The following is a 22,237-nucleotide window of genomic DNA, read 5'->3' as shown; positions in this document are numbered from 1 at the left end:
CGGATTGCAGCCGTCGCGCCGACCGCCCGCACCGGTCTTTCGCACCGGTCGTTCGCACCGATGGGCCATGCGTGGGGTCAGAGCACCACCGATGGGCCATGCGTGGGGTCAGGCGACGCGCGAGGCGGTGGTGAACGCGCTCCACATCCGGCCGTAGAAACCGTTCGCTTCGAGCAGCTCGTCGTGCGTCCCGTCCTCGACGATCCGGCCGGCGTCGATGACGAGGATCCGGTCGGCAGTGCGCGCGGTCTGCAGCCGGTGCGCGATCACCATCGAGGTCCGCCCGCGGGCGACCACGTCGATCGCGCGGGTGACCACCGCCTCCGCGGACAGGTCGAGCGTCGCCGTCGCCTCGTCGAGCAGCAGGATCGCCGGGTCGACCAGCAGGGCGCGCGCCAAGCAGACCAGCTGGCGCTGGCCGGCCGACAGGGACCGCCCGCGCTCGGTCAGCTCGGTGTCGTAGCCGTCCGGCAGGGTGCGGATCCAGTCGGCGAGCCCGATCTCACGGCAGACCTCGTCGATCTCCGCATCGGTCGCGTCGGGGCGGCCGTAGGCGACGTTGTCGCGGATCGTGCCGGTGAACAGGAACGGCTCCTGAGGGACGTAGCCGAGCTGCTGACGGTACGCGGTCGGGTCCAGGGTGCGCAGGTCATGGCCGTCGACCAGGACGCTGCCCTCGGTCGGATCGTGGAACCGGGCGGCGAGTTTCATCAGCGTGCTCTTGCCGGCGCCGGTGCGACCGACCAGCGCGACCCGCTGTCCGGCGGGGATCACGAGATCGACGCCGCGCAGCGCTTCGGTGCTGGCGCGTCGGTAGGTGTAGTGCACGTCCACGAAGCGCAGCTCGCCGGCGAGGTCGTCGATCGCGACCGGGTGCTCGGGTGCGGGCGTGGAGAGCGGTTCGGCCAGCAACGTGCGGAGCTTGCGCATGCCGGCCCGGGCCTGCTGATAGGAGTCGAACACCTGGGACAGCTGCTGGATCGGTGCGAAGAACAGCGTGAGGTAGAGGACGAACGCGATCAGTACGCCGGCGAACGCCGGGTCGGCCCGCAGCCGGCTGATCCCGAGGGTCAGGACGAGTGCGGTGGCGAACTGTTGCATGAACTCGGTCGCCGCGACGTACCAGATCTGGATGGACAGGGCGTTGAGGCCGGCGTCGGCGTTGGTCTGGCCGAGCGCGGTGTAGTTGACGAGGTCGAGTGCCTCTCGGTTGTGCGCCTGGGTGACGCGTACGCCGGCAAGGGACTCGGCGAAAGCGGCGTTGACGATGGCGATCGTGTCGCGCTGATGGTCGTAGGCGACCGTGGACCGTTTCTGGTACCAGATCGTCACCACGACCATGACGGGCAGGACGGACATCGCTGCCAACCCCAGCCGGAGGTCGGTGACCAGCAGCAGGATGGCGATCCCGACCAGAGTTGCGATCGATACGACGGCGTTGAGCAGGCCGTTCTGCACCAGGTTGGACAGGGTGTCGACGTCACTTGTGACGCGGGTCAGGATCCGGCCGGTGAGCTCGGATTCGTAGAAGTCCATGCCGAGGCGCTGCAGCTGGGCGAACACCCGGACCCGCAGCGCCGCGAGCAGCCGCTCGCTGCCTTGACCGGTCGTCACCGCGCCGGCCCACATGACCCACCAGTCGAACAGCGACACCAGCGCGAAGACCGCGCTCACGACCAGCAGCGCATGCAGCGAGCCACGCGCGACGCCCCGGTCGACGCCCAGCCGGATCAGCTCGGGCTGGGCGAGGGTCGCGAGGGCATCGCCGACGACGGCCGCGAGGCTGATCGCGAGGATGATCCGTTGCCGGTGCAGCAGGTGCCGCAGGGCCAGCCGGGTCTGGTCGACCGCGGCGTCCTCGATGAGGCCCTCCGGCAGGTCGTCGCGGGTCGGTGGCAGGGCATCGAGCTGCGCCTGCAGCCCGGCGCTCGGCGCGAGCAACCCGATCCAGCGGGAGCTGGCACTGCCGCCGCCGCTGAACCGCGAGGCGACGAGGGGGCGACCCCCCCGGCCCGAGACCGTTGCGGCCGGCAGGTTGCGCCGCCGGGGAGTGTCGGCGCGAGTCGTGACCGGGCTGAGCAGCGGGGTGTCGATCGGCGCGGCTTCCAACAGCTCGCGGTAGCGGGAGTTGGAGGCGATCAGCTCGTCATGCGTGCCGCTCGCGGCGATCCGGCCGCCGTCGAGGAGAACGACGCGGTCGGCCAGCCGAGCGGTCGACTCGCGGTGGGCGATCAGGAGCATCGTCCGGTCGGCCCGCCACCGGCGCAGCTCGCGGTGGATGTCGGCCTCGACTGCGGCGTCGACCGCGCTCGTCGCGTCGTCCAGGACCGCGATCTGCGGGTCGGCCAGCAGCAGCCGGGCAAGGGCGATCCGTTGGCGTTGGCCGCCGGACAACGTCAGGCCGCGTTCCCCGACGACAGTGTCGTAGCCATTCGCGAGCTCGGTGATGAACTCGGCAGCCTGCGCCGCGTCGGCGGCGGCGTGAACCTCGGCGTCGCTGGCGTCCGGCCGGCCATAGGCGATGTTGGCCCGGATGGTGTCGGAGAACAGGAAGGCCTCTTCGAACGCGATGCCGACGCGCGAGCGCAACGAGGAGAACGTCGTCGCGCGGACGTCGACGCCGTCGATCGTGACGGCACCGCCGGTCGCGTCGTAGAAACGCGGGAGCAGCATCGCGAGGGTCGACTTGCCCGAGCCCGAGGGGCCGACCACGGCGACGACCTCGCCGGGCGCGAGCGCCAGCTCGACGCCGTCGAGTACGGCTGGACCGTCAGTGGTGTAGCGGAAGGTCACGTCGTTGAAGTGCACGATGCCGGACGCGGCGGGGAGCGGTCGCGCGGTGGGCGACTCGTGAATCGTCGCCGGCGTCTCGAGCACCGAAACCAGCCGCTCGACCGCCGCCCGCGCCTGCTGCGCGAGCGCCATCACGGCGCCGATCATCCGAGCCGGCGCCGCGAGCTGGACGAGGTACGTCGTACACGCGAGGAACGCGCCGAGCGACAGGTGGTGGTGCAGGGCCAGGTCGCCGCCGATCACCAGGACGCCGAACTGCCCGAGGGCAGGGACGCTCTGCAGGGTCGAGGTGAACGATGCGCGCTGCCGGGCCGCGCGCATGCGTCCGGCGTACATGCTGCGAACCGCGCCCATGACCCGCGAGGTCTCGGCATCCTCCTGGCCGAACCCCTTCACGACGCGTACGCCCGTGACGGCTTCCTCGACGCTGTTGGTCAGCTCGGCCTCGCGCTGCTGTGCATCCCAAGCCGCAGCGAAGACACCGGCGCGAGAGCTGATGCCGATGAACGTGGTGAGCGGCACGGTGACCAGCGCGACCAGGCCGAGTGGCCACGAGACGAACATCATCGCGACGATGCTTGCGACCAGCTGCAGCATGTTCGCGATGACCTGCGGGCCCCAGGCGAGGAACTGCTGGACGAGGGTGAGGTCTGCGCTCGCCCGCGACACCATCTGCCCGGTGCGCAACCGGTCGAGCGCCGAGGGATCGAGTCCGGCCAGGTGCTCATAGAGCCGGGTGCGCAGCCGGAACTGGACGTCGTAGCTGACCTTGCCGGCGCGCCACCGCCGCGCTCTGGTGGCGAAGAACCGGATGATGCCGAGGGCGAACAGCAGGGTCAGCCAGCCGGCGACGCTCTCGTGGTGCCGGTCGAGACCCCGGTTGACGATGATCCCGGACACGAGCGGGGTCACCGTGATCACCGACGTGGTGATCAGGGCCGCACCGAAGCTGACGATGAGGAGCCGTTTGGCGGGACCGACGAAGCCCCAGATCAGCCGGATCCAGCCGGCGCTTCGGTCGCCGTCGGAGCGAGGAGGGGTGCCGGCGGTCGGTTCTTGTGCACTCACGTCGTTCCTATCGTTGCATTAGGTAACGACATGCCAGGGTGTGCCCCGAGTCCGCGCTGACCGTACGCCGGCTCATGCCGAGCCGGCCTGCCGCTGCCGGTAGGCCGCGACGTTGGTCCGGGTCGCGCAGCGCGAGGAGCAGAACCGCTTCGAGTGGTTGGCGGTGGCGTCGAAGAAGGCGCTGCGGCAGTTGACGGCGGCGCAGCGGCCGAACCGGTCTGCGCCCAGCTCGGTGACCGCCAGGGTCATCCCGAACAGCGCCTCACCGATCACGATCGAGGCGACGGAGTCGGTGCTGTCATTGACGTGCAGATGCCAGGTTTCGGCATCGTGCCCGGAGATCCGCGGCCGCACCGGATGCTGCTCGAGCAGGGCATTGAGCCGGTCGACCACGGCGACCTCGTCGCCGGCCGCGGAGTCGTCCATCACCTCGCCGAGCTCGGCGGCGAACCGGCGCAGCGGGCGCAGGTCAGAGCTGCTCGCCCGCTTCTGCAGCCAGTCGCGATCGTCGAGAAACGCTTCGAGCGCCTCGAGGCTGCTCAGGTCGGCGTTGACGAGGTCCGCGGCCCCCTCGGCGTAATGGCCAAAGTCCATTTGTGCATCTTACCTGACGTCGGGTAGAGTAACAGTTAACAACCGCTGCTAACTATTACGCCCCGGACTTGCCAAGGAGGAGTGGTGACGACTGTGGACTGGCGTGAGCTTCAAGTTGAGTGGGACCGGCAACAGCAGACCTACCTGCCGGACCGCGAGCAACGCTTCGCCGCGATGCTCGACGCGGTGGAGGCGGCCGTGGGCAGCGAACCGCGGATCCTCGACCTGGCCGGCGGAACCGGGTCGATCACCTTGCGTGCTCTCGAGCGCTTCCCCGGTGCGACCTCGGTTGTCGTTGACATCGACGCGGCGCTGCTGGCGATCGCGCGAGCGACCTTCGCCGATGACGACCGCGTCCGGGTCGTCGCGGCCGACCTCGCCGAGCCCGGCTGGACCGAGCAGCTCGGGACGCAACCGTTCGACGCCGTACTGACGGCGACCGCGTTGCACTGGCTGCGGGCCGAGGACGTGGCGAAGGTCTACCGCGACGTGGCCGGGGTGCTGCGTGCAGGCGGGGTCTTCGCGAACGCCGACCACATCCCCGATGCCGGACTGCCCGGGCTCAGTGGCGCGTTGACCGCGCTCGAAGAGTCCCGCCAGGAGCGGGCTCAGGCGGTGCCCGGCGCAGTCGACTGGGACGGCTGGTGGGACCGGCTGCGAACCGAGCCCGCGTTGGCGGATGCGGTGGCAGAACGCGAGGCGCACTTCGCGGGACGTGGTGGCTCCGCGCACACGGAGTCCGTGAATCCCGCGGACTGGCACATCGCCGCGCTGCGAGCAGCTGGCTTCGCCGAAGCCGGCCTGATCTGGCGCGGTCTGACCGACGCCGCTGTCGTAGGCGTCCGATAGCAATGACTTGTCCGACGAGAGACCACGTGAGGAGGTGACAGACGATGCACACCAGTGTGTTGGCAGCAGCAGCTGCGGAGCGCACGCGTGAACTGCGCGTGCAGGCCGAGCGTGCTCGCGAGCGTGCGATCGTCCGCTCCTATGCGCGCACCCGTCGTAGTCGCTAGACGGGTTTGACCGTGCCGGCATCCGCAGTCAGCCACCCGATGATCGAGTGGGCGTCATCGAGGGTCAGGGTGTCAGGGTGCCGGCGCACGCAAGGTGTGGCCGCCGGCCACGATCGTGGCCTTCGCGCCGCGCCACGACAGGCGGCATTTCAGATGGCGGCCGCCCGGTCCGTCGATCGTGACCGCGCCCGTGCCGGACAGTCCGTACGGCGAGAACGTCACGTGTCCCGACACCGTGCTGTCGTCGGTCCACCGGACCAGGTGCAGCACCGCTACCCAGGACGAGCCCGACCCGGCGTGGTAGCGAACCGTTCCGCCGCGCAGCCCGACATCGCGGTTACCGTCGACGTAGTCGTACCGGATGGCTTCGTCCCCGGCCGCGTCGAGCGCGACCGAGGCGAGCCTGCGTGTCGTGAGCGACGCGGTGCCGTGTGCCGGTTGCGCCTCAGCAACCGTGAGCGGGTAGACCCCCACGGTGCGGACCGACGGCACATGGTTCGCACAGCTCGCGTCGAGTGAGTGCAACGCGCTCGGCTTCGCGATGAAGCGCCGGACCAGGCGCTGCCCACAGCCGTAGCGGTCGTCGAGCCCGACGAGGTGGACAGTGTTGGCGGTCACGATCGCGCGCGATGCGGAGCCGATCTGGCGGTGGATGTGCGCGCCGCCGGCGGCCGGGGTGAGCGAGTCGAGCTCCCCGTTGAGGATCAGCACCGGCACGTGCGTCGCGTCCATCGAGACGTGCGGCGGCACGGGCGGGTCGGCCTTATGGACCGTGCGGGGCCACGCCGTACACGCGTGGTAGGTCTCGGTGAACGGGTTCACCGCGACCCACTCCTTCACCGTGAACGGCGCGAATGCATGCGCCGGATACTGCGCCTCTGCCTTGGCGAACTGCTTGCGTCGGGTCGCGGGCGTCGCGTGCATGTCGAACAGCTGGGGATAGTCGGTGCAGCCGACCGCGTAGTACTGCCCGTCGGAGTAGTACGTCGCCGCGGCGTTGTAGTCGCCGTAGTCCCAGCCGATGTCCTGCGCGTAGAGGCGAAGCAGTGGTGTGCCGTCCCGGTGTTCGAGGTAGGCCCGCGCTGCAGCGTCGAGCTGGCGGTAGGGGTCGAAGTCGTAACCTGCGTCGTTGACGATGTTGACAAGCGACGTGATGTTCATGCGCACGCGGACGTTCTTGGCGTCGAGACCGGGCGCGTCGCCACTGAATGGGTGCTTGCGCAGGAGTCGAGCCAGCTCGGTGATCCGATGCCACGACTTGCCCGGCGCGGCCGCGTGGCAGGCGGTGCTGCGGCGGCATGCGATGTCGAACGCGCGCCGCGCGCTGGTGACCGTCGTGTGGTACCAAGGGCTGAGATCGCGCGCCTCGTACGCCGAGTCGAGGGTGACGGATCGCAGCAGGCTCGGGTAGCGGGACAGGAACGACTGCGAGAAATAGGTGCCGTAGGAGTCGCCGTACAGCGCGACCGGTCCGGTGTCGAGATCGTTGATGACCAGGGCCATGTCCCGTGCCGCGTTTGCGGTGGTGAACAGGTCCGAGGCGTGCACAAAGCCTCCGCCCTCGCGAGGAAAGCGATGATTCAGTGACTCGCCGCACTCGTGCACGGTGTGCAGGAACGTGCGCGTGGTCGTGACGATGTAGAGGTGCTCCATCGCCTTGCAGTCGATCGGAGTCGACCTGCCGGTGCCGCGTTCGTCTACGAGCAGGAGGTTGTTGGTGGCGAGCAGCGAGTTGCCGAGCATCGCGACGTAGTCCGGTGCGGTCCCGGTCGAGGGGTAGCCCGGGCCGCCCTCCTCCGCCACGATCGTGGTCGGTTTGTGGCCGGTGACGGGATGGCTGGCGGGGACCCAGCCGAAGCCGACGGTGATCGTGCCGTCCTTCGCCGAGTGGTAGTCCAGCGGAGCTTTGATCGAGCCGCAGTACGTCGGTCGGTTGCCGAGCGCGAGATGGCAGCGGTGCAAGGTCAACGACCCGACCGAGATGGTGGCACCGGGTTTGGTCGCGATGGGTTCGGTCGCGGCACCGGTTCTGATCGCGGCACCGGGTCTGATCGCGGCACTGCCGGCCGAGGTGAGCGCGGTCGGTGCAGCGCCGACGAGAGCAGCGGCGAAGAGCGTGAGCACGGCGAGAACTCGCGAAGTGGGAAGATGCACGCCGCATTCTCATCACAACCGCGGGCAGGAGCGACAGCGATGTTGCGAGGCGAGCTGGTCGGGTTGAGAGCCCGGCGACCGGCCGACGTACCGATCTTGCATGCCGAGCTTTACGACGACGTCGAGATCAGGTCCCGGTCGGACTCGCGGCCCTGGCGTCCGATTCCGGTTGAGTCTGCAGCCTCACCCTTCGCGGTCGACGCCACACTCGGTGACGCCGCGCCGTTCTCGGTCGTCACCCTCTCGGACGATGCCTTGGTGGGCTCCGCCCTGCTGTGGGGGATCGACAGCTACAACCGGATGGCGCATCTCGGCGTCTCGCTCTTCCCGGCCGCTCGCGGTAGTGGTTACGGCGCCGACGTGGTTGCGGTGCTGTGCCACTACGGGTTCGTCGTGCGCGGACTGCACCGGCTGCAGGTCGACACGCTCGCCGACAACGCGGCGATGATCGCCGCCGCGGAGAACTCCGGCTTCGTCATCGAGGGAACGCTTCGCAGCACCGCCTGGGTCACCGGCCGGTTCCTCGACGAGGTGATCCTCGGCCTGCTTGCCGACGACTGGAACCCCCGCCACCCCGCTTCGTGATCAAGATCAACGAGGGTGGCTGCCGTAGCCTCGGCACTCGGAGGGCTCGCCTAGTGGCCGATGGCGGCGGTCTTGAAAACCGCTATGGCGCGGAAGCGTCATCGTGGGTTCGAATCCCACGCCCTCCGCTGGCTCGCGGGACGATGGGTTCGTGCGGACGGTCGGGATCGACATGGCGGCCGAGCCGCGCAAGACGGCGAGCGCGGTGGTCGAGTGGCGCCCGAGCGATGTCGTCGTCACACATCTCACCCTGAACTGCTCCGACGCCGACATCATCGGTCTGGTCGGTACGGCGGACAAGGCGGGGATCGACTGCCCGCTCGGCTGGCCCGAGCCGTTCGTCGACTTCGTCCTCGCCCATCGCGAAGGTCGCCCGCTCGCGCCCACCGACCTCGCCGCGCGTCGCCACCTGGTGTACCGCGCCACCGACCTCGCGTTGATCGCGCAGAGCGGCGCACGACCGCTCAGCGTCGCTGCGGATCTGATCGGGCACACCGCGATGCGCGTTGCCGGCATCCTTTCCGCACTCGCTGCCGGCGGCTGCGCCATCGACCGGGCCGGCAGCGGCATCGTGGTCGAGGCATATCCCGCGGCTGCGCTGCGCGCCTGGGGCATCTACCGGCCTCGCTACAAGGGCCCCTCCGGCATCACCACCCGCGAGGCGATTCTCAGTGACCTGCGCGCGGCGTTGCCACAGCTGCGGATCGACGCCGATCAGCTCGCGCTCTGTCACGGCTCCGACGACGCACTCGACGCGATCGTCTGCGCGATGATCGCGCGCGCTGCCGCCATCGGCCGGGTCACGACTCCCGATGCCGAGCAGGCGCGCGTGGCAAAGACCGAGGGTTGGATCGTCGTACCGAACGGACCGTTGGGCGAGCTCGCGATCGGCACGCGCAGCTAGATCCCCGCCGCGTGCGGCATCACCTGTTCAGCCACCAACCGCAGGTGGTCGAGATCCGACAGGTCGAGCACCTGGAGGTAGAGCCGCTGCGCGCCCGCATCGATGAAGGTGCCGATCTTGTCCAGTACCTCCGCGGGCGTGCCGGCCAGACCGTTCTCCCGCAACTCGTCGACCTCGCGGCCGATCGCCTTTGCGCGGCGAGCGATCTCCGCGTCGTCCGTACCGCAGCAGAGCACCTGCGCGACCGAGTACGTGATCGACGACGGATCCCGGTTCCCGCTCTCGCACGCGCGCCGGATCCGATCGTGCACCTCGCGCATCGTCTCGACCGGTACGAACGCGCTGTTGTACTCGTCCGCGTACGCGACCGCCAGTCGCGCCGACCGCTCCCCGGCCCGGCCGCCGAGAATGATCGGTGGGTGCGGTTGGCGGGCGGGTCGCACGGTGTCGGCGCTGATCGACACCTGGCGGGTGATCCCGGAGTGTTCGAAGGTCGCACCGGCCGGCGCGGTCCACAACCCGTGCAGGATCGCCAGCTGGTCCTCGAGCCGGTCGTAGCGGTCGCCGACCGCAGGGAACGGTACGCCGAACGCGGCGTGCTCCTCGTCGTACCAACCGGCTCCGAGGCCGACGTCCACCCGGCCGCCGCTCATCTGGTCGACCTGCGCGACTGCCACCGCGAGCATGCCCAGGTCGCGGAAGGTCACTGGGGTCACGAGTGTCCCGAGCCGGATCGAGGTGGTGTCCCTGGCCAACCCGGCCAGCGTGATCCACGCGTCGGTCACGCCCGGCAGCCCGGACACCGACCCCATCTTCAGCACGTGGTCCGAGCGGAAGAACGCGCCGTACCCGCACTCCTCAGCGGTGCTCGCGACGGCGAGCAGCTGGTCGTACGACGCACCCTGCTGCGGCTCGGTGAAGATCCGAAAGGTCATGGCCGCAGGTTAGGCCGTGCACGCCGGCGGCCCGGCGGCGGACCGCGTGTTATAACAAGCCGCGGGGGAGCGACACTGCGCGCGTAGCGGGTCGAGTCAGGAGCTGCGGTGCCGCCGCGCCGTTCCGTGCCGTCACCCCGGGAGCCCGACCCGGCCCTCGCTGAGGTCGCGACCCGGGTCCGCGCGGTGCGAGCCAGGCTCGGCCTGAGCCAGGAGCAGCTGGCCAAGCAACTCCAGGTCTCCTTCGCGACCGTCAACCGTTGGGAAGGCGGCCGGCATCGGATGTCGGCGGCCGGCCGGGCTCGGTTCGAGCAGCTCGAAGCCGCTCGCCCGGCGCCCGCGGAGCAGCCGGTCACATCCCGGACAGCGCGCGCGGCCGGCTGGCCGCTCGCCGTGCTTCCGTGCCCCCCGCCAGGCGCCGACGCCGGTGCGGTCGTGGCGAGCGAGGCCGGCCTGCGGTTCGTGCGCCGCGCCCACGAGGTTGAGCCGGACTTCGTGGTGACCGACCAGTCGGCACCCGCGGTGGCGGAGATCTGTCACGCGGTCGACGGCGCTGCGCTCGCGATCGACACGCTGGCGGCCTGGGTCGGCACGCTGTCGGTGCACCAGATCGCCGAGCACGGGCTGGCCTTGCTGTACCCGGGCGGTACGGCAGCGGGCGTGACCGGCTCGTCGATGCCGGCACTGGACGCGGCGATCCGCACCGGCTACGACGCTCTCGAACCTGCCGTGCAGGAGCTCGTCGGTGCGCTCGCGGTGTTCGAGCACTCCTTCGCGCTCAGTGACGCCGCCCCGGTCGTAGACCGCGACCTGGCGACGACCGCGGCGTACGTTCGCCGGCTCGCTGCCGGCTCGTGGCTGGTCGTCGAGCCGGGGCCGACCGAGCACGCCTATCGAATGCCGGCCGTGCTCCGGCAGTTCGGCCGGCACCTGTCGGCCGGCTCCGACGGTGCCGGTGACGTCCGTTCCCGGCACGCTCAGCACTTCGCCGAGCTTGCGGCCGCCAGTGAGGACGGCCTGCTCAGCGTCGACCGGGCGGACTGGGTGACGCGGATGAACAAGGCGAGCGCCGACATCGACGCGGCGCTGACCTGGGCGCTCGACGCCGGCGAACGTGATCTGGGCCTCGCGATGAGCGCGGACCTCTGGCTGTGGTGGCTGACCACCGGACGGCTCGCCGACGGACGGCGCTGGCTGCGCGAGTTCTTGAAGTGGTCCCGCGACGCAAGCCCGTCCGCGGTCGCCGGAGCGTGGTGCGCGGTTGCGGTGCTTGAGGTCGAGAGCGGTGACTACCCCGACGCGATCGACCATGCCACCCGGGCGCTCGAAACCTTTCAGACCCTCGACGATCTCGACGGCTGCGCGCGGGCGGCGACGGCGCTGGGCTCTGCGGAGCGCTACCTGGGGCATCGTGGACCGGCCCGCCGCTACTTCGAGCAGGCGATGAACTTCCGGCGCTCGCTCGGCGACGACCGTGGGCTGGCGTCGGCGCTGAACAACATGGCGCTGCTCGCGCTCGACGACGGGGATCTGGTCGAGGCGGCCCGGCGGTTCGAGGAGTCGTTGCTGGTCAAGCGGCGCTTGAGCGAGCCGAGGACGGTGGCGATCGGGCTCGCGAACCTCTCGGACGTGCTGATCCGGCTCGGCTATGTCGGTCAGGCGCTCGACGCGCTCTACGAGGCGGCCGGCATCGCCGCCGACCTCGGGGACCTCCAGCTGCTTGCCACGATCGAGTGCAACCTCGGCGACGCGGCAGCGACCGGCGGTGACCAGCTCGGTGCGGTCGGGCATTTCGAGACCTCGCTGGACGCCTACCGGGCGTCCGGCGGAGCCCACGATCTCGTCCCGGCCCTGTGCGGGCTGGCACGGGCGCTGCACGCGCTCGGCCGCAGTCACGAGGCGGTCGCCAGGTTGCGCGAGGCCGAGGCGTTGTCCACCGCAACCGAGCGGCCGGAGCAGTTGGCCCGGATCCGCGCCACCTTGTCCGACATCGGGCACCCGACGACGCTGCCACTCCCGGGTGGGCTCACGGCGCGGCAGGCTCAGATCCTTCGCTCGCTCGCGACCGGGGCGTCGAACAAGCAGATCGCCGACTCGCTCAGCATCAGTGTCGCCACCGTCGAGCGGCATCTCGCGACGATCTACCAGAAGCTCGGCCTGCGCGGCCGGGTCGAGGCCGCTCGCTATGCGCTCAAGCACGGCTTGGCGGTCGCCGCCGACTCGGAGCCGGGCGACTCGAGCCGCTCGGATTACATGGTTCCCAGGATTCCCACGCCGTTCCGAGACGCATAGCGTCAGCCTCGCCGTACCGCTGTCACGCGCACCGCGTCCGCACCGGGAGATCCCAATGCACGTACGACGATCCATGTTCGCCGCCGCCGCCGCGGCCTTGTGCCTGTTCACCGCAATGGCCAGCCCGGCCGCCGCTCACGCCAAGGGCGAGAAGGGCGACCCGCAGCCGGAGGCAGCCCCCTTCAAGCTCGGGACGGCCGCGGACGCCGGAAGCGTCGCCATCATGCCCAACGGCGATCTGGTAGTGGCCTGGGGCGTGGCGACGAAGAACCACCAAGGCGCGACCAGGGTCTGCGTGCTCAAGCGCGGCGGCACTCGTGCACCCACGACACCCAGCTCTCGCCGTCCGGCAGCAACGACATCGAGGACGTGACCCAGGTCTTTGCGTTGTCGTCCTCGACGATCGTGGTGCTTCAGGCGGGGTGCTGTGACGCGGACCCGAACGGTGACCAGCTGTGGACATCGACCGACGGCGGCGCGGTCTTTACCGCCCACGAGGTCAGCGCGATCGACGTCAACGCAGCGGTCCTGATCGGCGGGAACATCGCGTTCGTCGGCAGCGACCCGAGCCTCGGCACCGAGGTCGAGAGCATCCCGGACGATGCGACCAGCCCATCCGCGGGGCCGACGACGGTCGAAGCGACCCAGCCGAGCGGCGAGGCACTCGGCAGCTACAAGAGCGGACTGTTGGTGGGCGAGGACATCCTCGGGTCGGACTACACCACGAAGGTGCAGTACGCGTCCTCGGGTAAGAACTTCAACTCTGCGGGCTCGTACAAGACCGTTGCGAGCTTCCCGCATGAGTATCTGCTGGGGATGTCCGGCAGCGCGTTGCTCACCCAGCAGACGACCGGCAAGGACCACATCCTGCTCCGGCTGTTCAACGGGTCGAGCTACGGCTCGGCGCATGTCGTTCCCGGCTACTCGGAACACAGTCTGGGGCTGTGGGCCGGCATCGACCGGGACCCGTCCGGCACCACTCACCTGTTCCTCGAGTCGGAGTTCGCTTCCCCCAGCTATGACCTGCTCGAGCTGTCCACGACCAAGGGGACGCACTGGAGCCACCCGACCAACCTGGGCAACGCGATCAGGGACACGTCGTTCAGCGCGGCGCTCGACGCGAACGGCAGCGGCCTGGTGCTCGGCACCGGGGCGAGCGGTTCGACCGACGCGCGCGGCTTCCCGGTCCTCGAGAAGCAGAGAGTCTCGTTCTCGCTCAGCAAGTCCAGCGTCCACAAGGGGAAGAAGGTCACCGCAAAAGGCAAGGCGAGCCCGGCGTCGAAGGGACGCAAGGTCGAGCTGCAGATCGAGAAGAAGGGCCGGTGGTACGACGTCGCATCGACGAAGGAGTCGAAGAGCGGAGCCTTCAGCTTCACGATCAAAGCCAGCAGTGCGGGCACCTTCGACTACCGCGCGGTGGCGAGCGACCACGCCGGCTACGTGGAGTTCGGCTACTCCTCGGCTCGTGCGCTGAAGGTCAGCAAGTAGCGATGCCGCGGCCGGGGCACCGCACCCGCGCTGCCGCCACACTCGCGGCGGCTGGGCTGCTGTGCCTCGGCGGGGTCGCGGGATCGGGCCCGGCGGGGGCAAGCCCGCCGACCCCGGCTCACCACACGGCGGCCGCGAAGCATTCGGCGGGCAGCGGCCGACCGAAGATCTCGGTGCCGTCGATCACGCATCTGCCGGACGCCTACGAGATGTTGGCGATCAGCTGCGTTTCCGTGAAGCACTGTGTCGCGGTCGGTTACGGCGCCGGGACGGGCAAGGGCGCAATCGACGGGGGCGTGCTGTATCCCGTCACCGACGGCAAGCCGGGCAAGCCGTTGATCTCCAGCGACGCGACCTCGGTCTTCTACGGCGTCTCCTGCGTGACGGTCACGCGTTGCGTGGTCGTCGGTGAGGGAACGCCGACGTCGAAGTCGGGCGAGGTCGCCGAAGCGTGGCTGTGGCACGGGGGGAAGCTGTCGTTCATCGACCAGACCAGCGCCACCACGGTCATCTCTTCGGAGTTCCGTGGCGTCGACTGCTGGTCCTCCACCCGCTGCATGGCGGTGGGTTACGCCTACCACAACACCAAGACCCTGCTCGACCAGCCGATCGCTGTGTTCGCCTCGATCGACCTGAAGAGCTCGCCGACCGACGACGTGGTACTCAACGACACCGCCGGTTATGCCGCGGCCGTCACCTGCCCGACGTCGACGATCTGCTACGCGGGCGGCGCGTCTGTCGGTGCATCGGCGGAGGAGATGGAGATCTCCAAGCACTCCGCCATCTCCGGCGTCGTGCAGACGGGTTCCGCCTCGGGCATCGAGGGCATCGCCTGCGAGTCGGCAAGCTCCTGCGAGGGCGCGGAGGTGCAGGACCTGCCGATGTTCGGGCAGTTCCAAGGCTGGGTCGAGCATCTCGGCTCGAAACTCAGCGGGAAAGAGATCGAGGTGACCTCGACCTCGCAGTTCTATGCGATCGCGCGGGTCAACTCGTCGTACTACCTGGCCGTTGGCGAGTTCGTGGGTAGCTGGACCAGCGACCTCGTGTCGGCATCAGGAAAGCCGGGTACGACGACCAACTCCCGCGGTGGCTACCTGCAGGGAGTCGCATGCCCGGTGCAGACCGAGTGTCTCGGTGTCGGCTTTTCTTCCGACTCCGCCTCGAAGCAGCCGGGCGGAAACGACGGTGTCGACGGCGCGATCGGGATCTTCCACCTGAAGACCGCTCCGGGTGCGCCGACGGTCAAGGTGGAGAAGACCGGGCATCACTCCGCGAAGGTGCGCATCACACCGCCGGCCAGCGATGGGGACAAGACGATCACGAGCTACCGCCTCACCGTGCTCGGTTGTCAGCCGCATCACAAGAAGTGCACGCTGGTCACCGTCAAGACCCAGCACGTGAAGCCGAGCAAGCTCACGGTCACGGTTTCGGGGCTGAAGCGTCATTCAACCTACGAGGTCTATGCGACCGCCACGAACACGATCGGCACCGGCCCCGCGTCCGCCCGCAAGCACGCCGACACGCACTGAGGCCGCTGACCGAACCGGATTCGCCCCGTCGTACCCGCGGCGCAGTGCGGTGGTCCGCGCTCGACGCCGGCGCAGGAACAAGGGTTAGGGTCCTCGGAATACCGCGGGGACGGTTCACGCTGCCTGAAAAGAGGTCGCCACAGCGTGGGAAAATGGCGTTTTCGGGACGCTGGCGAGGGGAGTGCACGTGACTGACCAGCGTCTCGACTTCGTGTCCGCCGGCCGCAACGCCTCCGGGGTTCGCGGCCGGCTGGCCCACTGGCACCGCCGCTTGCGCGCGCGCCGCAAGACCTGGATGGCGATCCGCGGCTTCCGCGAGATCGTGCTCATCGTCGGGACCTACTCCCTTTACGACGTGACCCGCTTCCTCGTCGCGGGCGACCACGACGGGGCGATCTCACACGGCCGGGCGATCTTCAACTTCGAGCAGCGGTGGAACATCGCACCCGAGCACTGGCTCAACAAGGCCATCTCCCCGCACGTGCTGCTGGCCGTGCCGTCGGACTACATCTACGCGACGCTGCACTACGTCGTCACGCCGATCGTCTTGATCTGGTTGTGGCGGCGGCACCCGCCGTTCTACGGCGGCGCGCGGAACGTGCTGCTGTTCACGACGTTGATCGGCCTCGCGTGCTTCAGCCTCTACCCGGTCGCGCCACCCCGCCTGCTCGGCGGCTTCATCGACACGATGGCGAAGTACTCGCATTACGGCTGGTGGGGCAAGGCGGCGAGCGCACCACGCGGGTTCGGGCATGACACCAACCAGTACGCCGCGATGCCCTCGCTGCACGTCGGTTGGGCGCTGTGGTCCGGGTGGCAGCTGGTCAAGCACGGCAAGCATCGAGTGACCCGTTGGCTCGGTGTGCTCTATCCGATCGTGCTGTCGATCGTGGTGGTGGCCACGGCGAACCACTACTTGCTCGACGTGGTGGGTGGGGTTGCCGCGGTGTTGCTGGGCACGGTAATGGCGTGGCTGTTCGGCCGGATCGGCTGGTCGAAGTTGCTTCCGGTGGCGACGGAACACCCGCCGCCCTCGTCGACCACCTGAGCTGCGGTGCCGGCGACCTATACCGGCCTCGGCGTGAGCGGTGGCCTTGCCACCGGGCCGGTGGCCAGAGTGCACGGTCCGGTTCTGCCGGCACGCGACAGCGCACCCGTCGACGCTCCTGCCGAGCGGGAGCGCGCAACGGCGGCGTTGGATGAAGTAGGGGGTGAGCTCGAGCAGCTCGCCACCCGGGCCGGTGTTTCGGGCGCCGTCCTCGTCCGGCAGGCGCGAATCTTGCGCGACCCGTCGCTCCGCGCGCTCGTCGAGCAGCTGGTCGGCTCCGGGCGGGCCGCGCCGCGGGCGGCGTGGGAAGGGTTCAGCGCCTACCGGGACATGCGCGCAGCCGATCCGATGCGGGCGGTGCCCGACCGGGTGGAGCTCGACGACATTCGCGATCGCGTCGTCGCGCGGCTGCTGGGTGAGCCGCCTCCCGGCATCCCGGTCCAGCCGACGCCGTACGTCTTGGTTGCGCGCGACCTGTCGCCGGCTCTCACCGCCGGGCTCGACCCGGACCAGGTGTTGGCGATCGTCACCGAACGCGGTGGGCCGACCAGCCACACGGCGGTGCTGGCGAAATCGCTCGGCATACCCGCTGTGGTGGGTTGTCCCGGAGTCGCTGCTTTGCGCAGCGGGCAGCGCGTGCTGGTCGATGGGTCGGCCGGCGAGGTGGTCGCGGATCCGGACCCCTCCGCGGTGGGCGCGGTCGGTCGCGCGGCCACCGGCTCACGAAGCGCGGACCACGACCGCGGGCCGGGCCGGACCAGGGACGGCCGGCCCGTGCAGCTGATGGCCGCCGTCGGCAGCCGCGGGGACGTGGCGGACGCCGTCGACGCGGGCGCCGAGGGGGTCGGCGTGTTCCGGACCGAGTTCGCCTTCCTGGATCGGCTCGAGCCGCCCGCGATCGCCGAACAGGCGGCGGCCTACCGAGAGGTCTTCGACGCCTTCCCCGGGCGCCCGGTGACCGTGCGCACCCTGGACATCGGTGCGGACAAGTCCGCGTCGTTCGTCCAGCTCGGCGACCAGCCGAACCCGGCGCTCGGGGTTCGCGGTCTCCGGGTCGCCCGTCGCCACCCCGGTTTGCTCACGGACCAGCTGACCGCGATCGCGACCGCCACGCGCGGCAGTACCGCCGAGGTGCGGGTGATGGCGCCGATGGTCGCGACCGCGGCCGAAGCCGCCTGGTTCGCGGCTCAGGCGCGGGCGGCCGGGGTCACCACCGCCGGCGTGATGGTTGAGGTGCCCGCGGCTGCGCTGCGCGCAGCCGACCTGCTTCGTGTCGTCGACTTCGTGTCGATCGGAAGCAACGACCTTGCGCAGTACACCTTCGCGACCGACCGCGCAGACAGCGAGCTGTCCGACCTGCTCGACCCGTGGCAACCCGCGTTTCTCGATCTGGTCGCCACTGTCCTGCGGGCCGGCGCGATCGCCGGCCGGGCAGTGACCGTCTGCGGTGAAGCGCCGAGCGACCCGCTGCTGGCCCTCGTGCTCGTCGGGCTCGGCGCGGCCGCGCTGTCGGTCGCACCGCGCGCGATCGCCGATGTGCGGTCGACCCTGGCCCGCCAGAGCTTCGACGACTGCGTCCGATTGGCAGCTGCCGCGGTGTCTGCCGACGGCCCGTCCGAGGCGCGCGCGAGGGTGCGCGCGGCGCTGGATCCCTCCGGCGGGTCTTAGCCGGTTCGAGTCGGACCGGGTCGGGCCGCTACCGTCCACGGGTGCGAGTCACGGGCGCGGGCGGGGTCGGTATCGAGGTTTTCGTCGACGGTCCGGACGACGGCGAACCCGTGCTGTTCATGCACGGCTGGCCGGACTCGCACCGGTTGTGGCGGCACCAGGTCCAGGCGCTGACAGGGGCGGGCCTGCGCACCATCGCGCCAGACCTTCGGGGATTCGGCGCATCCGAGGCGCCACCGGATGTCGCCGACTACAAGCTGGCAAAGACGGTCGAGGACATGATCGCCGTACTCGACGCGTGCGAGGTTTCGAGGGCGACCGTCGTCGCACACGACTGGGGCGCGGTGGCGGCCTGGGGGTTCGCGGCGTTCGTGCCCGACCGGGTCGAGCGGCTCGTGGCGCTGTCGGTCGGCCACCCGAAGGCATTCAGCGACGCCGGGTTCGAGCAGCGGATGCGCTCCCTCTACATGCTGCTGTTCGACGTACCCGTGGTGGCCGAACAGTGGTTCGGCCGGTTCGGTGCACAGATGCTTGCCAGCCACCGTGACCGGGACGACGTGCTCGCCGCGCTGGACCGGCCTGGGGCGCTGACCGCGAGCTTCAACTGGTATCGCGCCAACGCCCATCCACGCACGATCATCAACCCGCCACCGGAGCTACCGCCGATCCGCTGCCCGGTGCTCGGGGTGTGGAGCCGGCACGACACCGCGCTCATCGAGAAGCAGATGACCGGCTCGCAGGCGTACGTCGAAGGGCCGTGGCGTTACGAGCGAATCGAGAACGCCGGGCACTGGATGCAGCTCGACGTGCCCGAGGAGCTCAACCGCCTGCTGCTGGATTTCCTGGGCCGACCGGATGCGGGCTGACCTGCTCGTACTGCTCCTCGCCGGCCGGTCCCATGCCGAGTGCCTCGCCCAGCGTCTCGCCGAGCGGCTCACCCGGCTCGGCTGAGGCGGCGTCCGCAGCCGGCCGCGCACCGGTCGCGGTTCGCAAAGGAATCTCTTTGAGCAGCAACGCGAAGACGAACGCCACGACGGCGAACGGAACAGCGGCGAGGAAGACGACGTGCAGCGAGTCGCTGAACGCGACCTGAAGCCCGTGCCGGACCAACGGCGGTAACTGTTTGACCGCCGCGGGGTTCGCCGCGACCGACGTTCCATGGAGATGTTTGAGCGCCTGCGTCGGTACGTGCTTCGGAAGGTTCTGCGCGAGCCGGTTGTCGAAGATCGTGCCGAACACCGCAACGCCGATCGAGCCGCCGATCGACCGTGAGAACGTCGCGAGCGAGGTCGCGACTCCTAGCTCGCGGTAGGGAACGGAGTTCTGTGCCGCGATGATCAGCACCTGCATCGTCAGGCCGAGCCCGGCGCCGAGGATCGCCATGTAGATCGCGGTCTGCCAGAACGGTGTGTTCCAAGCGATGTGGGAGAACAAGTAGAGCGCGACCGCCGTCATCGCCGTACCGAGGATCGGGAACCTGCGGTAGGTGCCGGTTGCGGTGATCCGGCGGCCGCTGACGATCGCCATGACCAGCACGAAGATCATGATCGGCAGCAGCTGCAGGCCCGAGCTGGTCGGCGATGCGCCGTGCACGATCTGCAGGAACAGCGGCAGGAAGGTCAGGGCACCGAACATCGAGAAACCGACGATCGCACCGGTGCCGAACGAGACCCGGAACACGCTGATGCCGAACAGCTTCAGCGGCACGAGCGGCTCGCTCGCGCGCTGCTCTACGGCGATCAGTACGCCGAACAGAGCGACCGCGACGATGCCGAGGATGATGATGACCGGCGACCCCCAGGAGTAGGTCGAGCCACCCCAGGTCAGCATCAGGATGAGCGCGACGACGGCAGCGGACATGACGGCTGCGCCGAGGTAGTCGATGTCGTGCTGGATCCGGCTGGTGCGCGCGTGCAGCACGGCGGCAACGACGAACAGCGCGATCGCGCCGATCGGCAGGTTGATGTAGAAGACCCATCGCCAGGTCAGGTCGTCGGTGAAGAAACCACCGAGCAACGGCCCGGCGACGCTCGCGACCGCGAAGACCGCGCCGATCAGGCCGGTGTAACGGCCACGCTCGCGCGGCGGCACGATGTCGCCGATAATGGCCTGCGCTCCGACGATCAGCCCGCCGGCGCCGAGGCCCTGCATGGCACGGAAGGCGATCAGCTCGTTCAGGTTCTGCGACAGCCCGGATAGTGCGGAGCCGATCAGGAAGATCACGATCGCGGCCTGGAAGAAGCGCTTGCGGCCGTAGAGGTCGCCGAGCTTGCCCCACAGCGGCGTCGAAACCGTCGACGCGAGCAGGTACGACGTCACCACCCAGGACAGGTGGTTGAGGCCGCCGAGGTCGCCGACGATGGTCGGCAGCGCGGTGGCGACGATCGTCTGGTCGAGCGCGGCGAGCAGCATGCCGAGCATGAGGCCGGCGAAGACCAGCCTGATCTGGCGCTGGCTCAGCTGGGTAGGTGCGGTGTTCATGTCCAGATCAGACATCGCTGGGGTTCCCTAGTTCTTCGGCGAGGAGTTCGAGGCCGTGCAGCAGCGCGCGCTGCTCGCCCGGACGCATCCGGTCGAGTGCGCGCTGAACCGGCCGCAGCCGGGTGTCGAGCAGTAGATCGGCGAGCTTGCGATGGGTGTCGGCCACCTGGACGAGCGTCCGGCGCCGGTCGGACGGGTCGGCGACCCGCTCGACCAGTCCCGCCGACTCCAGGTCGGTGACGACCTGGCTGGCGGTCGCCAGAGAGACGCCCAGCCGGGCGGCCAGCGTGCTGACGCTCATCCGTTCGTCGGCGACGACCTGCATGAGGGCGGCGACGTGGCGGGGAGCCGGCGGCGAGGCCTTCCAGCTCTCCTGGGTCCTGGCGTCCACCGGCATCGGGGTGCGCTCGAGCCGCTTGACGACGGTCCGGAAGGCCGCCAGCAGGTGCGCGGCGGTCGCCGTGGACGCGTGTTCCGCCGAAGCGGGGGCCGCTGTCGTCGTGATCATGATTCGCCACCCTACATGGTTTGGTTCGTCTAATCAAACTATTTTGGACGACGAATCATTCCTTGAGAAGAGTTCGGCCGACCGGGTTAAGTGGTCTGCGGCAAATGCCGTACCAACTACTGAGTGCGTACCAAACCCGCGCGCTCCAGCCCTCGTCCCATCGGCCGGAGTAAGCCTGATGCACAGTCGCCACCTCGTCGTTCGTGTCCTCTCCACCGCTGCCGTCGTCGCTGCGGTTGGCCTGCCGGTCTCGCTGGTGAACCTGCCGTCAGCGGTGGCGGCGAAGGTCTACAAGGGCCCGGATGTGGCGTCCTACCAGCACCCCCACCCGACCAAGGCGCACCCGCACGGGCAGCCGATCAACTGGACCAAGGTCAAGAAGTCCGGGAAGTCCTTCGCCATCGTCAAGGCCACCGAGGGCACGTCGTACGTCAATCCCTACTTCGCCGGCCCGTATGCCAACGACTACGCGGACTCGCTCGCGGCCGGCCTGGTCCACGGCAGCTATCACTTCGCCCGCCCCGCGACGCCGATCGTGGCGTCCGCGAAGGCCCAGGCGGCGCTGTTCGCGAAGACGATCGGCCCGGTCACTACCGCTGACACGCTGCCGCCGGCGCTGGACCTCGAGGTCACCGGCGGCCTGAACCGCGGGCAGCTGGTCACGTGGGCGCTGGACTTCCTGCTCGACATGCGCTCGCTCACCGGCCGCACCCCGATGCTCTACACGTATCCGTCGTTCTGGACCAACGACCTGGGCGATCCGACCGCGCTGGCTCGCTATCCGCTCTGGATGGCGGAGTTCGGCGTGCGGCGCGCGCCGGTGTCCGACCTGTGGCAGTACACCTCGACGGCGCACATCAGCGGCATCGACGGTGACGTCGACATCTCCAAGTTCGTCGGGACCAGCGGGTTTCCTTGGTCGACGCTGTCCAACGGCACCGTCGCGACGCCGTGGAAGGCGACCGCGCCCGCACCGCCGGTCGGAGTCCACACCTCGGTTGCAGGTACGTCGGCCACCATCTCCTGGATGCCCGGTGACGCCGGCACCAGCCCGGTGACCAGCTACCAGGTCACCGCTTCGCCGGGGAACCAGGTTGTCACCGTGGGTGGCACCTCGCTATCGGCCACTTTCACCGGCCTCAGCACATCGACGTCGTACACGTTCACCGTCACC

At 69.5% G+C, this 22,237-nt stretch carries 17 protein-coding genes and 1 tRNA gene; 12 read left to right on the top strand and 6 right to left on the bottom strand.

What is annotated here, in order from left to right:
* Nucleotides 1-108: 108 nt before the first annotated feature.
* Nucleotides 109-3,861 (bottom strand): ABC transporter ATP-binding protein, encoded by a 3,753-nt coding sequence (locus VME70_13095; protein HTW21135.1) that lies wholly within the window; start codon nt 3,859-3,861, stop codon nt 109-111.
* Between the two features lie 72 nt (nt 3,862-3,933).
* Complete coding sequence (locus VME70_13090) at nt 3,934-4,455, bottom strand: CGNR zinc finger domain-containing protein (GenBank protein HTW21134.1); 522 nt, start codon at nt 4,453-4,455, stop codon at nt 3,934-3,936.
* A gap of 84 nt (nt 4,456-4,539) precedes the next feature.
* Here VME70_13090 and VME70_13085 point away from each other — a divergent pair, with 84 nt between their 5' ends.
* The gene (locus tag VME70_13085; protein HTW21133.1) at nt 4,540-5,304 is read left to right on the top strand and encodes a class I SAM-dependent methyltransferase; all 765 of its coding nucleotides are present in this window, start codon (nt 4,540-4,542) and stop codon (nt 5,302-5,304) included.
* A 239-nt stretch (nt 5,305-5,543) separates the two neighbouring features.
* On the opposite strand, the gene VME70_13080 is transcribed toward VME70_13085, so the two are convergent.
* Nucleotides 5,544-7,625 carry an alpha/beta fold hydrolase gene (locus VME70_13080; protein ID HTW21132.1) on the bottom strand — a complete coding sequence of 694 codons (2,082 nt, stop codon included), beginning with the start codon at nt 7,623-7,625 and terminating at the stop codon, nt 5,544-5,546.
* Nucleotides 7,626-7,664: 39 nt separating this feature from the next.
* Here VME70_13080 and VME70_13075 point away from each other — a divergent pair, with 39 nt between their 5' ends.
* The 3 genes from VME70_13075 (at nt 7,665) to VME70_13065 (ending at nt 9,114) form a co-directional block, all read left to right on the top strand.
* Entirely contained in the window at nt 7,665-8,210 is a 546-nt protein-coding gene (locus tag VME70_13075; GenBank protein HTW21131.1) for a GNAT family protein, read from the top strand.
* Between the two features lie 39 nt (nt 8,211-8,249).
* Nucleotides 8,250-8,338 (top strand) — tRNA-Ser (locus tag VME70_13070).
* 23 nt (nt 8,339-8,361) lie between these two features.
* Nucleotides 8,362-9,114, top strand: coding sequence for a DUF429 domain-containing protein (locus tag VME70_13065; protein ID HTW21130.1), 753 nt, complete (start codon nt 8,362-8,364; stop codon nt 9,112-9,114).
* Here the strand turns inward: VME70_13065 and VME70_13060 are convergent.
* Entirely contained in the window at nt 9,111-10,049 is a 939-nt protein-coding gene (locus VME70_13060) for a TIGR03560 family F420-dependent LLM class oxidoreductase (protein HTW21129.1), read from the bottom strand. The two genes, VME70_13065 and VME70_13060, sit on opposite strands and share 4 nt — an antisense overlap.
* A 108-nt stretch (nt 10,050-10,157) precedes the next feature.
* Between VME70_13060 and VME70_13055 the strand changes: the two genes are divergently transcribed.
* The 7 genes from VME70_13055 (at nt 10,158) to VME70_13025 (ending at nt 18,940) form a co-directional block, all read left to right on the top strand.
* A complete protein-coding gene (locus VME70_13055; protein ID HTW21128.1) occupies nt 10,158-12,341 on the top strand; it encodes a tetratricopeptide repeat protein in 2,184 nt (727 codons plus the stop codon).
* Nucleotides 12,342-12,414: 73 nt separating this feature from the next.
* Complete coding sequence (locus tag VME70_13050; protein ID HTW21127.1) at nt 12,415-12,714, top strand: hypothetical protein; 300 nt, start codon at nt 12,415-12,417, stop codon at nt 12,712-12,714.
* The gene (locus VME70_13045) at nt 12,711-13,829 is read left to right on the top strand and encodes a hypothetical protein (protein ID HTW21126.1); all 1,119 of its coding nucleotides are present in this window, start codon (nt 12,711-12,713) and stop codon (nt 13,827-13,829) included. Before VME70_13050 ends, VME70_13045 begins: the two co-directional genes overlap by 4 nt.
* Nucleotides 13,830-13,831: 2 nt before the next feature.
* A complete protein-coding gene (locus VME70_13040; protein HTW21125.1) occupies nt 13,832-15,358 on the top strand; it encodes a fibronectin type III domain-containing protein in 1,527 nt (508 codons plus the stop codon).
* Nucleotides 15,359-15,545: 187 nt separating this feature from the next.
* Entirely contained in the window at nt 15,546-16,406 is an 861-nt protein-coding gene (locus tag VME70_13035) for a phosphatase PAP2 family protein (GenBank protein HTW21124.1), read from the top strand.
* Nucleotides 16,407-16,439: 33 nt separating this feature from the next.
* On the top strand, nt 16,440-18,074 hold the full coding sequence (locus tag VME70_13030) for a putative PEP-binding protein (protein ID HTW21123.1): 1,635 nt from the start codon (nt 16,440-16,442) through the stop codon (nt 18,072-18,074).
* Nucleotides 18,075-18,115: 41 nt separating this feature from the next.
* Nucleotides 18,116-18,940 carry an alpha/beta fold hydrolase gene (locus VME70_13025; protein HTW21122.1) on the top strand — a complete coding sequence of 275 codons (825 nt, stop codon included), beginning with the start codon at nt 18,116-18,118 and terminating at the stop codon, nt 18,938-18,940.
* Here VME70_13025 and VME70_13020 read toward each other — a convergent pair.
* The gene (locus VME70_13020; protein ID HTW21121.1) at nt 18,894-20,555 is read right to left on the bottom strand and encodes an MDR family MFS transporter; all 1,662 of its coding nucleotides are present in this window, start codon (nt 20,553-20,555) and stop codon (nt 18,894-18,896) included. The genes VME70_13025 and VME70_13020 overlap by 47 nt on opposite strands.
* 7 nt (nt 20,556-20,562) lie before the next feature.
* Nucleotides 20,563-21,063, bottom strand: a complete 501-nt coding sequence (locus tag VME70_13015) for a MarR family transcriptional regulator (GenBank protein ID HTW21120.1) — start codon at nt 21,061-21,063, stop codon at nt 20,563-20,565.
* A gap of 178 nt (nt 21,064-21,241) precedes the next feature.
* On the opposite strand from VME70_13015, the gene VME70_13010 reads away from it, so the two are divergent.
* Nucleotides 21,242-22,237: GH25 family lysozyme (locus tag VME70_13010; GenBank protein ID HTW21119.1), on the top strand; the 996-nt coding region annotated here is incomplete at its 3' end.

Source organism: Mycobacteriales bacterium, from assembly GCA_035504215.1.
Classification (GTDB): Bacteria; Actinomycetota; Actinomycetes; order JAFAQI01; family JAFAQI01; genus DATAUK01.
This window is presented reverse-complemented; position numbering and strand designations above follow the sequence as displayed.